This is a genomic window from Mesorhizobium sp. PAMC28654, assembly GCF_020616515.1.
Lineage (GTDB): Bacteria > Pseudomonadota > Alphaproteobacteria > Rhizobiales > Rhizobiaceae > Mesorhizobium.
Genome location: NZ_CP085135.1, coordinates 792716 through 806417, shown reverse-complemented (window position 1 = coordinate 806417; position 13702 = coordinate 792716). Strand labels below are relative to the sequence as shown.

Annotated in this window: 11 protein-coding genes; 6 read left to right on the top strand and 5 right to left on the bottom strand. The window is 61.3% G+C overall.

The genetic code is table 11. From position 1 onward, the window contains the following. Nucleotides 1–3 precede the first annotated feature (3 nt). From sseA to LGH82_RS03935, 3 genes are all read right to left on the bottom strand, one after another. On the bottom strand, nucleotides 4–855 hold the full coding sequence (sseA, locus tag LGH82_RS03945; protein WP_227347375.1) for a 3-mercaptopyruvate sulfurtransferase: 852 nt from the start codon (nucleotides 853–855) through the stop codon (nucleotides 4–6). 93 nt (nucleotides 856–948) lie between these two features. Then, on the bottom strand, nucleotides 949–1692 hold the full coding sequence (locus LGH82_RS03940) for an alanyl-tRNA editing protein (protein ID WP_227347374.1): 744 nt from the start codon (nucleotides 1690–1692) through the stop codon (nucleotides 949–951). Further along, nucleotides 1692–2726, bottom strand: coding sequence for a cysteine synthase A (locus LGH82_RS03935; protein ID WP_227347373.1), 1035 nt, complete (start codon nucleotides 2724–2726; stop codon nucleotides 1692–1694). Before LGH82_RS03935 ends, LGH82_RS03940 begins: the two co-directional genes overlap by 1 nt. A 241-nt stretch (nucleotides 2727–2967) precedes the next feature. Here LGH82_RS03935 and LGH82_RS03930 point away from each other — a divergent pair, with 241 nt between their 5' ends. Together LGH82_RS03930 and LGH82_RS03925 are read left to right on the top strand one after the other, a co-directional pair. Continuing rightward, nucleotides 2968–3789, top strand: a complete 822-nt coding sequence (locus tag LGH82_RS03930) for an SDR family oxidoreductase (RefSeq protein WP_227347372.1) — start codon at nucleotides 2968–2970, stop codon at nucleotides 3787–3789. A gap of 101 nt (nucleotides 3790–3890) precedes the next feature. Continuing rightward, nucleotides 3891–4865, top strand: a complete 975-nt coding sequence (locus LGH82_RS03925; RefSeq protein WP_227347371.1) for an alpha/beta hydrolase — start codon at nucleotides 3891–3893, stop codon at nucleotides 4863–4865. Between the two features lie 115 nt (nucleotides 4866–4980). On the opposite strand, the gene LGH82_RS03920 is transcribed toward LGH82_RS03925, so the two are convergent. Continuing rightward, entirely contained in the window at nucleotides 4981–6372 is a 1392-nt protein-coding gene (locus LGH82_RS03920) for a DEAD/DEAH box helicase (RefSeq protein ID WP_227347370.1), read from the bottom strand. Between the two features lie 412 nt (nucleotides 6373–6784). On the opposite strand from LGH82_RS03920, the gene LGH82_RS03915 reads away from it, so the two are divergent. Beyond that, nucleotides 6785–8317, top strand: a complete 1533-nt coding sequence (locus tag LGH82_RS03915) for an acyl-CoA carboxylase subunit beta (RefSeq protein WP_227347369.1) — start codon at nucleotides 6785–6787, stop codon at nucleotides 8315–8317. A 667-nt stretch (nucleotides 8318–8984) separates the two neighbouring features. After that, nucleotides 8985–9407 (top strand): glycosyltransferase family 9 protein, encoded by a 423-nt coding sequence (locus LGH82_RS03910; protein WP_227349473.1) that lies wholly within the window; start codon nucleotides 8985–8987, stop codon nucleotides 9405–9407. A gap of 48 nt (nucleotides 9408–9455) precedes the next feature. On the opposite strand, the gene LGH82_RS03905 is transcribed toward LGH82_RS03910, so the two are convergent. Then, a complete protein-coding gene (locus LGH82_RS03905; protein WP_227347368.1) occupies nucleotides 9456–10979 on the bottom strand; it encodes an NAD(P)H-hydrate dehydratase in 1524 nt (507 codons plus the stop codon). A 357-nt stretch (nucleotides 10980–11336) separates the two neighbouring features. Between LGH82_RS03905 and LGH82_RS03900 the strand changes: the two genes are divergently transcribed. Together LGH82_RS03900 and glnA are read left to right on the top strand one after the other, a co-directional pair. After that, a complete protein-coding gene (locus LGH82_RS03900; RefSeq protein WP_006205430.1) occupies nucleotides 11337–11675 on the top strand; it encodes a P-II family nitrogen regulator in 339 nt (112 codons plus the stop codon). Nucleotides 11676–11729: 54 nt separating this feature from the next. Continuing rightward, complete coding sequence (gene glnA, locus LGH82_RS03895; RefSeq protein WP_227347367.1) at nucleotides 11730–13139, top strand: type I glutamate--ammonia ligase; 1410 nt, start codon at nucleotides 11730–11732, stop codon at nucleotides 13137–13139. Nucleotides 13140–13702: the final 563 nt, after the last annotated feature.

Sequence of the window (13702 nt, the reverse complement as noted above, 5' to 3'; positions counted from 1 at the left end):
CCGTCATTCCTTGCCGGTGACCACGGGTGTGTCGGATAGCCCGCCCCATTCCGTCCATGAGCCGTCATAGAGCCTGTTCTGCGTATGGCCAAGCGTCTCCAGGGCCAGCGTGATCACCGCGGCTGTAATGCCGGAACCACACGACGTGATGACGGGTTTGGACAAATCGATGCCGGCTCCTTCGATCACTTCGCGCAAACGCTCTTTCGGCAACAGCTTGCCGTTTTCCGAAAGCGCCGAATAGGGCAGATTGCGCGCGCCCGGCATATGACCCGACCGGACACCGGCGCGGGGTTCAGGCTCCGTGCCGGTAAAGCGGCCAGATCCCCGGGCATCGGCGATCTGGCTCTCCTTCGTCTCGACGACGCGGCGCATGTCGGCGAGGCTGGCGACGCGACCAGCGTCGAAATCGGCATGGAACACGCTCGGCGCCATCTTCGTTGGTTCGGCCGTTACCGGCCGACCCGCCGCTTTCCAGCCATCAATGCCGCCGTCCAGAACATAGGTCTGGAAAACGCCCATCGCCCGGAACATCCACCACGCCCGCGGCGCCGAGAAGAAGCCCGGACCGTCATAGACGATGATGGTATCGTCCGCCGAAACTCCCATGGACCCGACATACCGCGAAAAATGCCGTGGCGACGGCAGCGTATGCGGCAGAACGGAATCCGGATCCGACACCGCATCCTGATCAAGGAAACGCGCACCCGGAATATGCGCTGCGTCATATTCGGCCCGTGCATTGCGCTTCTGCGCCGGCAGATACCAGGACGCGTCGATAATCGTCAGGCCCGGCTCGCCCAGACGCTGCTGCAACCAATCCGCGTCGACGGTGAAAGGACTGTCTTCGGCCATTCTGTGTCTCCTGCTTGGCTTGGTGACGCTTGCCTGCCTACTATTTGACCATGATCTTTTTCCGAACCGATTTCCACGTTTCGGGATCTGGGCCTAGGCAGCGGGCATCGGACCAAAGCGTATGCGAAAGCGCCGGTTTTCGCGGCCCTTCTTCTCGATCTTGCCAATATGAATCTCACCGACCTCGCCGGTGCTCTTCACATGGGTGCCGCCGCAAGGCTGGCTGTCGACCGAAGCGTTCTCACCGATGCAGACGAGGCGGATCTTGCCTGTGCCGACCGGCGGCCGGACATTCTTGGATTTGACCAAGCCTGGATTGGCCGCCAATTCCTCGTCGCTGATCAGCCGGGTAAAGATCGGATGGTCGGCCCGCACCAGTTCCATCAACCCTGCCGTTACGTCTTCCTTGGTGAAGCTCACATCCGGAATGTCGAAATCGACGCGGCTATCGTCCTCGGCGACGGAGGCGCCGGTGATCGGGAAAGGACAGACCACGGTGAGCAAGTGGCAGGCCGCGTGCATGCGCATCAGAAGATGGCGGCGCTCCCAGTCGATGGCGAGTTTCACATGCTCGCCAATGGTTGGCGCGGCCTGTTCCGGCGCCGGAACATGGATGATCTCTTCCTTGGTCTCACCGGTGATGGTGGCGGCAATGGCGATATGGCTGCCGTCGGCGCGCTCGAGGTAACCAGTATCGCCCGGCTGCCCGCCTGATGTCGCGTAGAAGATCGTCCGGTCGAGGATGATGCCACCGCGGTCATTGATGGCGACGACCTTCGCCTCGGCCGTCCGCAGATAGGCATCATCGCGAAACAGCGTTTCCGTCTTGTGCACCATCACGCGACCTTCTCGAACGGCACCGATATGGTGCTGCGCTGTTCCATCCAGCCTGGCACAGGCAGGTGCTTCTCACGCAGGAACTCCGGGTTGAACAGCTTGGACTGATAACGCGTGCCGTAGTCGCACAGGATGGTCACGATGGTATGGCCCGGGCCCAACTCCCTGGCCAACCGGATCGCGCCGGCGATGTTGATGCCGGTCGAACCGCCGACACAGAGGCCTTCCTCCTGGATCAGGTCGAAGACGATCGGCAGCGCGTCCTCGTCCGGTATCTGGAACGAGAAGTCCGGCGTGAACCCTTCAAGATTAGCGGTGATCCGCCCCTGCCCGATGCCCTCGGTGATCGAACTGCCCTCGGATTTCAGTTCACCGCTGGTGTAGAAGCTGTAGAGCGCGGCTCCAAGCGGATCGGCGAGCGCGATCTTCACATTCTTGCTCTTGGCCTTTAGCCCGAAGGCTACTCCGGCCAACGTGCCGCCGGAGCCGACCGCGGAGACAAAACCGTCGACCTTGCCACCGGTCTGGTTCCATATCTCTTCCGCCGTTGTGCGGATATGGCCATCGCGGTTGGCAACGTTGTCGAACTGGTTGGCCCAGATGGCGCCGTTCGGTTCCGACTTCGCCAACTGCTCGGCCAGCCGACCCGACAGTTTCACGTAGTTGTTGGGGTTCTTGTAGGGCACGGCAGGCACCTCGATGAGTTCGGCGCCGAGCAATTTGATCGTGTCCTTCTTTTCCTGGCTCTGCGTGTCGGGGATGACGATAACCGTGCGATAACCGAGCGCCTTGGCGACGAGCGTGAGCCCAATGCCGGTGTTGCCGGCCGTCCCTTCGACGATAACACCACCGGGCTTGAGCAAACCGCGCTGTTCGGCGTCACGGATGATGAAGAGACCAGCACGGTCCTTGACGGACTGTCCGGGGTTCATGAATTCGGCCTTGCCGAGGATCTCGCAGCCGGTTTCTTCCGAAGCTTTGTTGAGGCGGATCAGAGGGGTGTTGCCGATCGCGTCGATCACAGAACGAGGCATTTGGATTCCTTTGTGCGTGCGGCGAAACCCTAGAAACCCGACGCTTCGGTTTCAAGGCAAGATTTTGCCTGGCACAGTCGCATTTCGAAGGCCTGTTCACCGCCGGACCGACATCCGTCCATTTGGATGCCGCAAAGCATGCCCCTACAGCTCAAATCCGGACATCGTGCCTTCCGAAAATCGATTCCGATTCGCTGGGCGATGCGCTAGAGCACTACGGATCAGTTTTGCAGGGCGTAGCATGACACTCTATCGGGCCAACCCCAAGGACGGCATTGCCTGGATTACCGGCGGCAGCAGCGGGATAGGCCGCTCGCTGGCCAAGGATCTTGCAGCCCAAGGCTACATGGTGGCGGTGACCGCGCTCGACGAAGACCCGATCGATACGCTTATCGTCGAGACGGCGCAGATGCCCGGCCGCGTCGTGGCCTATCCCTGCGACGTGACCGACGAGTTGCGCATGGCAAAGACGGTCGCGGCAATCGAGAAGGACCTCGGGCCTATCGTTCTGGCGGTTTTCAATGCCGGAAACTACCTGGCGACCCCGGGTGAGGACCTGACCGTCGGCAATTTTCGCAAATCCTTCGAGGTCAACTATTTCGGCATCATCAACGGCCTGGTCCCGCTCGTGGAATATATGCGCGTGCGCGCACGCGGCCACATCGTCCTCGTTGGTTCGGTCACGGCCTATTTCGGCTGGCCGACGACGGCGGCCTATGGCGGCACCAAGGCCGCGATCAACATCCTGGCCGAGTCGCTGAAATACGATTTCGACAAGATGAACATCCGCGTCCAGGTGATGAACCCCGGCTTTGTCGACACGGCCCTGACCGAAAAAAACCTGCTGCCGATGCCCGGTCTGATGCCGGTCAACCGCGCCTCGCGCCGTATGGCGCGCGGCATCAAGTCCGGCGGCTTCGAAGTCACCTTCCCGCGCCGATTGAGCTGGGGGCTCAAATTCATCAGCCTGCTGCCAAGGCCGTTTTGTCGATGGTTCATCAACACGACAACGCACTGGCAAGCGCGGCCGCTGAATTTCGATCGCAAGCCGCCGAGCAAATAAGCCTTGTCACAAAGGGACTGGCGATCCGTTTTGCCGGCAAGCTGCCCGTTGCCTGTTTGCAAAGCCGGCCATAGGTTTGAAATTGTTGCGTGGAGTCTCTGATGGGGCGACGGATCGTGCTTGCTGTGCTTGGCCTTGTCGCCGTCCTCGCACTGGCCTTCGTGCTTGGCCCGCGCGTTGCCGTCGATACCACGATCCGTTTCGATCCCGCATCGATCGGTGACGATCCTCAGGGCTATGTGGCGAGGAAAGAGGCCACGGTGCCCGGCATACGCGACGGGCTGGAAAAGGAGATCGTCTGGGCGGACCCGATGGTCCATGCCAAGACGCCACTGTCGATCGTCTATATCCACGGCTTTTCAGCGTCGAAAGGCGAAATTCGCCCGCTGCCGGATGAAGTGGCCGAACAGTTGGACGCCAATCTCTTCTATACCCGCCTCACCGGGCATGGCGAGGACGGCGCCGCGATGGCGCAGGGCAGCGTCAATGCCTGGATCAACGATTATGAGGAAGCGCTCGCCATCGGCCGGGCGATCGGCGACAAGGTGATCGTCATCACCACTTCCACCGGCGGCTCGCTGGCGGCGTGGGCAGCAACCCAGCCCGGCGCTTCGGACGGGGTGGCGGCGATCGCATTCATTTCGCCGAACTTTGGCGTCCAGGCTTCCGGCACGGAGATCCTGACCATGCCGTGGGGCAAGCAGATCGCTGAGCTTGTGGCCGGCAAGGAACGCGGCTTCGTGCCACGCAATGCGCTGCACGAAAAATTCTGGACCTACAAATATCCGATCGCCGCGACGCTGCCGATGGCCGCACTGACCGAACTTGCGTATGGAGCGCCGGTGGAGAAGGCAAACATCCCGGCTTTGTTCATTTTCTCGGACATGGACAGGGTGGTCCGGCCTGACCGCACGCGCGAGATCGCCGGGCGCTGGGGCGGCTCGCACGAGCTCGTGCCCATCGAGAGCAGTGGCGATCCCGACAACCATGTCCTTGCGGGCGACGCGCTGTCGCCATCAACCACGGCTTTCCTCGCGCAACGGATCGCCGTCTGGATCGAGGCGGTCGCCAAATAGTCCGCGCCAACGGGCGCGCTCTCGGGACATGAAAAAGGGCGATCGAAGCGCTGCTTCAGCCGCCCTTTCCTTTAGCTGGCCCGGCCAATCGGCCGGACCCAACGCGGATAACTGATCAAGCAGCCCGCGCCGCGGGACGCTTGCCGCCGAAACGGCGCTTGTTGCCCGGCTTGGCGCCTTCAGGCTTGCGCTCGCCCGCGAAGGCTGGCTTGTCGCCAAAGCGCTTCTTGCCGAAGCCGTTGCCCTTGTTCTCGCCACCCGGCCGCCTGCCGTCGCGACGACCATTGCCGTTGCGATCATTGGCCGGCTCGAAGCGCTCGTTCTTTTCAGCCGGATTGCGCTGCGGATCAGGGCTGCCGAGATGGTCGGCAACGATCGGCAGCTTGGTGCGGATGATGCGCTCGACCTGGCGCAGCTTGCTGTTTTCCGAAGGATCGCAAAGCGTGATGGCAATGCCGTCCATGCCGTTACGGCCGGTACGGCCGATGCGGTGGACATAGCTTTCCGCTTCGTCAGGCAGGTCGAAGTTCACGACATGGCTGATGCCGGGCACGTCAATGCCGCGCGCCGCGATGTCCGTTGCAACCAGAATGCGCACCGAGCCCTCGCGGAAATCGTTGAGCGCCTTCTGGCGAGCATTCTGCGACTTGTTGCCGTGAATGACGGCGGCCTTGAAGCCGTCGCGCTCAAGGTCCTTGGTCACCCTGTCGGCACCATGCTTGGTGCGCGAGAAGATGATGACGGACTTCATCGCTTCGTCGGCGAGCATCGTCGACAGAACCTGGCGCTTCTGCTTGGTGCGAGCGAAGACAACGCCCTGCACGATCTCGACAGCCGCGGTGCTTTGCGGCGAGACTTCGATACGAACCGGGTTCTTCAACAGGCCCTTGGCCAATTCAGCGATCTCGTCCGGCATGGTGGCCGAAAACAGCGCCGTCTGACGGTCGGGCGCGGTCGCCTTGGCGATGCGCTTGACGTCGTTGATGAAGCCCATGTCGAGCATGCGGTCACCCTCATCCAGCACCAGCCACTTGGTGTCGGACAGAATAAGGTCGCCTTCGCGCACCAGATCGGTGAGCCGGCCTGGCGTGGCAATGAGGATGTCGACGCCGGGAGCAACCTTCTTCACCTGGCTGAAGCGCGAGACGCCGCCCAGCACAAGCGCCGTCGAGACGTGCTGGCCCTTGGCGAGGATCTTGATGGTGTCTTCGATCTGCACGGCGAGTTCGCGGGTCGGCGCCAGAATCAGCGCACGGGCCGTCTTCGGCCGGCGCTTGGTGCCGAGCGCAGTGATCTTCGACAGAATCGGCAGCGCAAAGGCGGCCGTCTTGCCGGAGCCGGTCTGGGCAATACCAAAAATGTCGCGGCCTTCCAGTTGCGGCGGGATAGCCTGGGTCTGGATCGGCTTCGGATCGGTGAAGCCGGCGGCGTGGGTGGCCTTGAGCAGCGCGCCCGTAATTCCAAGTGCGGCGAAACCGTTCAGTTCCGCTGTGTTTTCGTTGGTCAAAATTCTTCTTCTTTCACGCGGCTCGTGGCCGCAAACATCATTGGCGGCAGGGCGCAACCTGCCGTCGAATACATTGTCATGGAACGACAAGGCGGCGGACGATATCGTCCGCGCGGCTGCGCTGTCGTGCCCGCAGGCATCATGCCACGGGGCTTTTTCGCCACTTTGTGATGTACCGGAAAGAGGGGCCGATATACCGGAAAGAGGGAAAACAGACGCAACCAGTCTCATTCGTCGAGAAGGCCGGATAGTCCCGGCCCAAGCGCCTATGACGTCGCATATGGCCCAGTTCGCCGCGAAATGCAAGGGGCGCCATGTTGCAGCGCAACAAAAGCCGATTAAAAGCGACGCTTGCGCTCCCCGGCGGGCATCATTACCACGAAATGCAGCTTTCCACCTTGGGGACCGATCTATGAAGGACGTGCTGAAGGAACTTGAACGCCGCCGCGATATGGCGCGCGCCGGCGGCGGCCAAGCCCGCATCGACGCCCAGCACAAGAAAGCCAAGCTCACGGCCCGCGAACGCATCGACGTCTTTCTCGACGAGGGATCGTTCGAGGAATTCGACATGTATGTCGAGCACCGGTCGACGGATTTCGGCATGGAGAAGACGAAGATCGCAGGAGACGGCGTCGTCACCGGCTGGGGCACCATCAATGGCCGCCCGGTCTACGTTTTCGCCAAGGATTTTACCGTCTTCGGCGGCTCGTTGTCCGAGGCCCATGCCGAGAAGGTCATCAAGGTCCAGGAGATGGCGCTGCGCAACCGCGCGCCGATCATCGGCCTTTACGATGCCGGCGGTGCGCGTATCCAGGAAGGCGTAGCGGCGCTCGGTGGCTACGCCGAGATTTTTCAGCGCAATGTGTTGGCCTCCGGCGTCATTCCGCAGATTTCGGTCATCATGGGCCCTTGCGCTGGTGGTGACGTCTATTCGCCGGCGATGACCGATTTCATCTTCATGGTGCGCGATACCTCCTACATGTTCGTCACCGGACCGGACGTGGTGAAGACCGTCACCAACGAGACAGTGACAGCGGAAAGCCTTGGCGGCGCCTCGGTCCACACGACGAAATCCTCGATCGCCGATGGCGCCTACGACAATGATGTCGAGGCGTTGCTGCAGATGCGCCGGCTGATCGATTTGCTGCCGGCCTCCAACACTTCAGAGATTCCCGAGATCGAATGCTACCAGTCGGTCACCGATCACGACCTGTCGCTCGACCGACTTATCCCAGACAATGCCAACAAGCCTTACGACATCAAGGAGCTGATCCTCAAAACCGCCGACGAGGGCGACTTCTTCGAGATCCAGCAGAACTTCGCCAAGAACATCGTCACGGGGTTCGGGAGGGTCGAGGGCCGCACCGTCGGCTTCGTCGCCAACCAGCCGATGGTGCTGGCCGGCGTTCTCGATTCGGATGCCAGCCGCAAGGCTGCGCGCTTCGTGCGCTTCTGCGACTGTTTTTCGATTCCGATCGTCACCTTCGTCGACGTTCCGGGTTTCCTGCCCGGCACGGCACAGGAATATGGCGGGCTGATCAAGCATGGCGCGAAACTCCTGTTCGCTTATGCCGAAGCGACAGTACCGAAGATCACCGTCATCACCCGCAAAGCCTATGGCGGGGCCTATGACGTCATGGCGTCAAAGCATCTGCGCGGCGACATGAACTACGCCTGGCCGACGGCGCAGATCGCGGTGATGGGCGCCAGGGGCGCGGTCGAAATCATCTATCGCAAGGATATCGGCGACGCGGAGAAGATCGCGGCGCATACCAAGACCTACGAGGATCGGTTCCTGTCGCCCTTCGTCGCCGCCGAACGCGGCTATATCGACGAGGTGATCATGCCGCACTCGACCCGCCGCCGCATCGCGCGCGCGCTCAGGATGCTGCGCAACAAGGACATGCAGAACCCCTGGAAGAAGCACGACAACATCCCGCTCTAGGGTCACCTCGAGGGATATTCGGCCGGTTCGCCGCCAAGGCGATTTTCGATTTAGAGGTACGCGTATTGGACCCCATCCTTGTAGTCAGCTTTCCGGCGGTGGGCGATTTCGTGCGTAGTCACTCGGCCATTCAGCTCATCGCTGAGAGATGTCCCGGCCGTCCCATCGACGTCGTCACCTCATCAGTGGCGGCGCCGCTGGCCGGCATGATGCCGGGTGTCCGAAAAGGTTGGGGAATGGACAAAAAACCAAGGCGTCTGGGTTTTATGGACCGCTGTCGTCTTGCCCAACAACTCCGTCCTGAAAACTACCGGACCGCCTATCTCCTGACCAGCGCCACCAAGGCGGCACTGGTGCCGTGGCTGGCCGGCATACCGGAGCGCATCGGCTATCCGCGCGAATTCCAGTTTGGCCTGGTCAACCGCTTTCCAGCCGACTGGCTGTGGCAAATGCTGACACTGGGCAAGCAGCACCTGCGCTTCTATGAAGAGATTTGCGAGATTGCCACGCTCGCCAGGGAGCCGGCTCCGCTTGAGGGATGGCCAGCCCCCCAACTCGTCGTCACGCCCGAACAGATGGACGATTGGCGCCAGCGAAACAGCGTCGACCTGACAAAGCCGGTGCTCGCTTTCTACACGTCCGGCATCGATGACCGGAGACGTGGCCCATCGAACGCTTCATATCCATCGCCAGGGATTATTCCGATCGCGGCTGGTCGATCTGGATTGTCGGTGCATCGCGGGAACATTCCGCCGCCGCGGCAATCAAAGCCGCCCTGCCGCAAGTCGTCGATTTCACCACGAGCTCGCGGATCACCGACGCCATGTGCCAGATCGCGGCTTCGACATTGTTCTTTGGCGTCGATGGTGGTCTTGCCCACGCCGCCGCTGCACTGAACGTGCCCTCCGCCATAATCTTCAGGCCCAACTGGGCCTTCAAGGATGGGCCGATCAACCGTGGCGTCCAGATTCTGGAGGCCCCCATCGCGACGCCGAGCAGTATTCAGGGCACGCGAGGGGTTAGCGAGGAACAGGCGCGTGAGGCCTTGGCTCGTCTCATCGCGGAAAATGGTCTCCCGCCAGGTGGCTGACCCCAGTCACAGGTCGTACGCCGCGGCTCGCCGCAAGCGGTGCGGTGTTCAATGTTGGCTTCGGCCTTCAACAAGCTCGCGCAGCACCGGCACCAATGCCAGTGGCAAGTCCTCGGCGATCAGCCCAGGTCCAAAGCGGCTGCCAGCTTCCGCATGAATCCAGACGGCGGCGCAAGCGGCTTCGAAGGGCGGCATGCCTTGCGCCATGAGCCCGGCAACAATGCCCGACAGCACGTCCCCCGAGCCCGCGGTGGCGAGCCAAGGCGCTCCATTGGAGTTGATCGCCGCCAAACCATCCGGCGCCGCGATCACCGTATCAGCGCCCTTGTAGACGACCACTGCGTTGGCGCGGTGCGCGGCGGCGCGCGCCTTGGCCAGTTTGGACAGGCTTTTATACCCAGCGATATCAGGGAATAGCCGGCCGAACTCGCCCTCATGCGGTGTCATCACCAAGGCCGGCGCATTCGGCTGATGAGCGGCCTCGAACAATGCGTCGGCCGCCTCACGGAATGACGTGATGCCATCGGCGTCGAGCACCAGCCCATCGATCCGAGCGTCTTGCGGCTGGTTGCCCGCCAATATGGCGAGGACAAGGTCGCGCGCCTTTTCACCGACGCCGAAACCTGGGCCGAGGACGAAGGCCGATGGCCGGCGCTCGCCGATGAATTCTCTGACATCAGCGACGGTGTCGACCTTGCGAAGCATGACCGAGGTAAGGTGCGTGGCGTTGACTTGCATGGCACTGCCTGGCGACAATACGGTTACCGCCCCTGCCCCGCTTCTTGCAGCGGCAAGCGCTGACAGCCGTGCCGCACCCGTCGCCGACGGCCCGCCGGAAAACACACCGGCATGGCCGCGTTTGTATTTGTGAGCATCGACCGCAGGAACGGGAAATTCATGCCGCCACAAGACCGGCTTGTTCTCGAAAGTCCGCACGTCCAAGCGCGCAATAACGTCATTGGTTATGCCGATATTAGCGAGCACGATCTCACCGCAGAGTTCACGTCCCGGCAACAGCAGATGACCTGGCTTCTTGCGCACGAATGTCACGGTGACCTCCGCGCGAAATGCCTTGCCGAGACTGTCACCGTTTTCGCCAGAGAGACCCGAGGGCAGATCGACGGCGACGACGGGCAGATCTAGAGCGGCGGCGATATCAACCGCCCTGGCGGCATCACCCGACAATGGTTTGGACAGCCCTGCCCCATAGAGCGCGTCGACCACGATCGAGCCGGCCTCGGCGTGGAATTCCGACAGCGGCAACGCGTCGATCGAACATTCGGCCGCGGCGAGTGCCGCGTCGCTTCCTGGCTTCGGCACGCCGGTTGCCCATATCCTCGTATCGACGCCGGACTCAGCCAGCAACCGGGCCACGACATAGCCATCGCCGCCATTGTTGCCGGGACCGCAGAGCACGTGGATGCGTGTCGCAGCCGGATAGCGTTCCAGCACGACATCGGCGACCGCGGCGCCAGCATTGCGCATAAGGCCGATGCCGTCATATGGACCGGTAGCGATCGCCAACCGATCAGCCTCGGTCATCTCTGCCGGCGATAGAAGTTCGTTGCTCATGGATTGCCGTCCGCACTCCAATCAAGCATTGTCCAGTTTTCAGTCCGACGCAAACGATGAAGAGATGGCACAGCGTGCAAGCGCGTCGTTCGGAATGACAGGATAGCGGCACAACTGCCCACCTAGCGTGCAGTTTGCCTGATAATTGTGCAAATCGGAGCGCAGGCAATGTATGGGTTTCGAGTGCACATGCCGTATCCGATGCAATGAATGAAGCGAATGCGCAGCCTGGTATGGCATGGCATTGAAATCATGTGATACCGGTCGGAATAGGTTGAATTTGGCACAGTTCGTGCTTGAAGCAGGCGCAAGCGGGGTATTCACAACCCGTTTTTGGCAGTGGAGGCCACTTTTTACATGAAAAAGATCGAAGCGATCATCAAGCCATTCAAGCTGGACGAAGTGAAGGAAGCGCTTCAGGAGGCCGGACTGCAAGGCATCACGGTTACCGAGGCCAAGGGTTTTGGCCGCCAGAAGGGTCACACCGAACTCTACCGCGGCGCCGAATATGTCGTCGATTTTCTGCCCAAGGTGAAAATCGAGGTCGTGCTCGGCGATGACGCGGTCGAGGGCGCGATCGAAGCCATCCGCAAGGCTGCACAAACCGGCCGCATCGGCGACGGCAAGATCTTCGTCTCCAACATCGAGGAAGTCGTGCGCATCCGCACCGGCGAAACGGGGATGGACGCCGTCTGACGTTTCTGATTTCAGATCAACTCTACAAAGCGTCATCACACAGGGAAAAATGACATGACGACAGCCAAAGACATCATGAAGCAGATCAAGGACAACGACGTTAAGTTCGTTGACCTGCGCTTCACCGACCCGAAGGGCAAACTGCAGCACGTGACGATGGATGTCATCGAGGTCGAGGAAGACATGTTCGCCGATGGCGTCATGTTCGACGGCTCGTCGATTGCCGGCTGGAAGGCCATCAACGAGTCCGACATGGTGCTGATGCCCGACACCGACACCGTGCACATGGACCCGTTCTTCGCTCAGTCGACCATGGTCATCCTGTGCGACATCCTCGACCCGGTCTCGGGCGAATCCTACAACCGCGATCCGCGCGGCACCGCCAAGAAGGCCGAAGCCTACATGAAGGCTGAAGGCATCGGCGACACCATCTTTGTCGGCCCGGAAGCCGAGTTCTTCGTGTTCGACGACGTCAAGTACAAGGCCGATCCCTACAACACCGGATTCAAGCTCGACTCCACCGAACTGCCGTCCAACGACGACACCGACTACGAGACCGGCAACCTCGGTCATCGTCCACGCGTCAAGGGCGGTTATTTCCCTGTGCCGCCGATCGATTCCGCGCAGGACATGCGTTCGGAAATGCTCACCGTGCTCGCGGAAATGGGCGTGCGCGTTGAAAAGCACCACCACGAAGTGGCTGCAGCCCAGCACGAACTTGGCATCAAGTTCGACGCGCTGGTGCGCAACGCCGACAAGATGCTGATCTACAAATACGTCGTGCACCAGGTCGCCAATGCCTATGGCAAGACGGCTACCTTCATGCCGAAGCCGATCTTCGGCGACAACGGCTCGGGCATGCACGTCCACATGTCGATCTGGAAGAACGGCAAGCCGACCTTCGCGGGCAATGAATATGCCGGCCTGTCGGAAAGCTGCCTGTTCTACATCGGCGGTATCATCAAGCACGCCAAGGCGATCAACGCCTTCACCAATCCGTTGACCAACTCCTACAAGCGCCTGGTGCCGGGTTATGAAGCGCCGGTGCTGCTGGCTTATTCGGCGCGCAACCGCTCGGCCTCCTGCCGTATTCCGTTCGGCTCGTCGCCGAAGGCCAAGCGCGTCGAGATCCGCTTCCCCGATCCGGGCGCGAACCCCTATCTCGGCTTCGCGGCGCTACTGATGGCCGGCCTCGACGGCATCAAGAACAAGATCCATCCCGGCCAGCCGATGGACAAGGATCTCTATGACCTGCCGCCGAAAGAGCTCAAGAAGATCCCGACCGTCTGCGGTTCGCTGCGCGAAGCGCTGCAGAGCCTCGACAAGGATCGCGGCTTCCTGAAGGCCGGCGGCGTGTTCGACGACGACCAGATTGACAGCTATATCGAGCTCAAGATGGCCGAAGTGATGCGTTTCGAAATGACCCCGCATCCTGTCGAATACGACATGTACTATTCGGTCTGAGCGTAGCCCGGTACCACAGCCCTTGAGAGGTTTTTCTTTGAGCCTTTCAAGGGCTTTTTGTTGCCATTCGGCATCCAGCGCATCGTCTGCGTTTGTCTGGCTTTGAACTTTTGCAGAGGCTCGAACCGGGGTCTGGCGACGGCCAGGCGGGGAAGCGTTCGATCAAGAACAACAAGCCAAGAGCGAGCGGCGCACTGCCTCAGGCTGCAGTGTCCGCTCGTCCGGCGCCCGCGCCATGCAATCGTCAACGAAGCCCCCGCCCCGTTTCGACAACATCGCAATGGCGTAACCCCAAGCCCTCCGAATACGCATGCCGCACCGAGATCTGTCAACGCGGCCGGCTGCGACGTTCTGGCGTCAATTTCGGCACTGAATCAGGCTCTTGCGCGAGCCACACCGTCACAAAAAGCCCCGCAAAAAGGCGGATTTGCGGGCTTTTTCAGGTGACGTACGCCGATGATGGCGACGAGGCGAACCGCGTATCGGCCGAGGGATGCACCAGGTCGATCAACCTGACTTTTTCTGGGTATGTTTTCCGGACGGCTGTTTGGCTCAGGCACAGC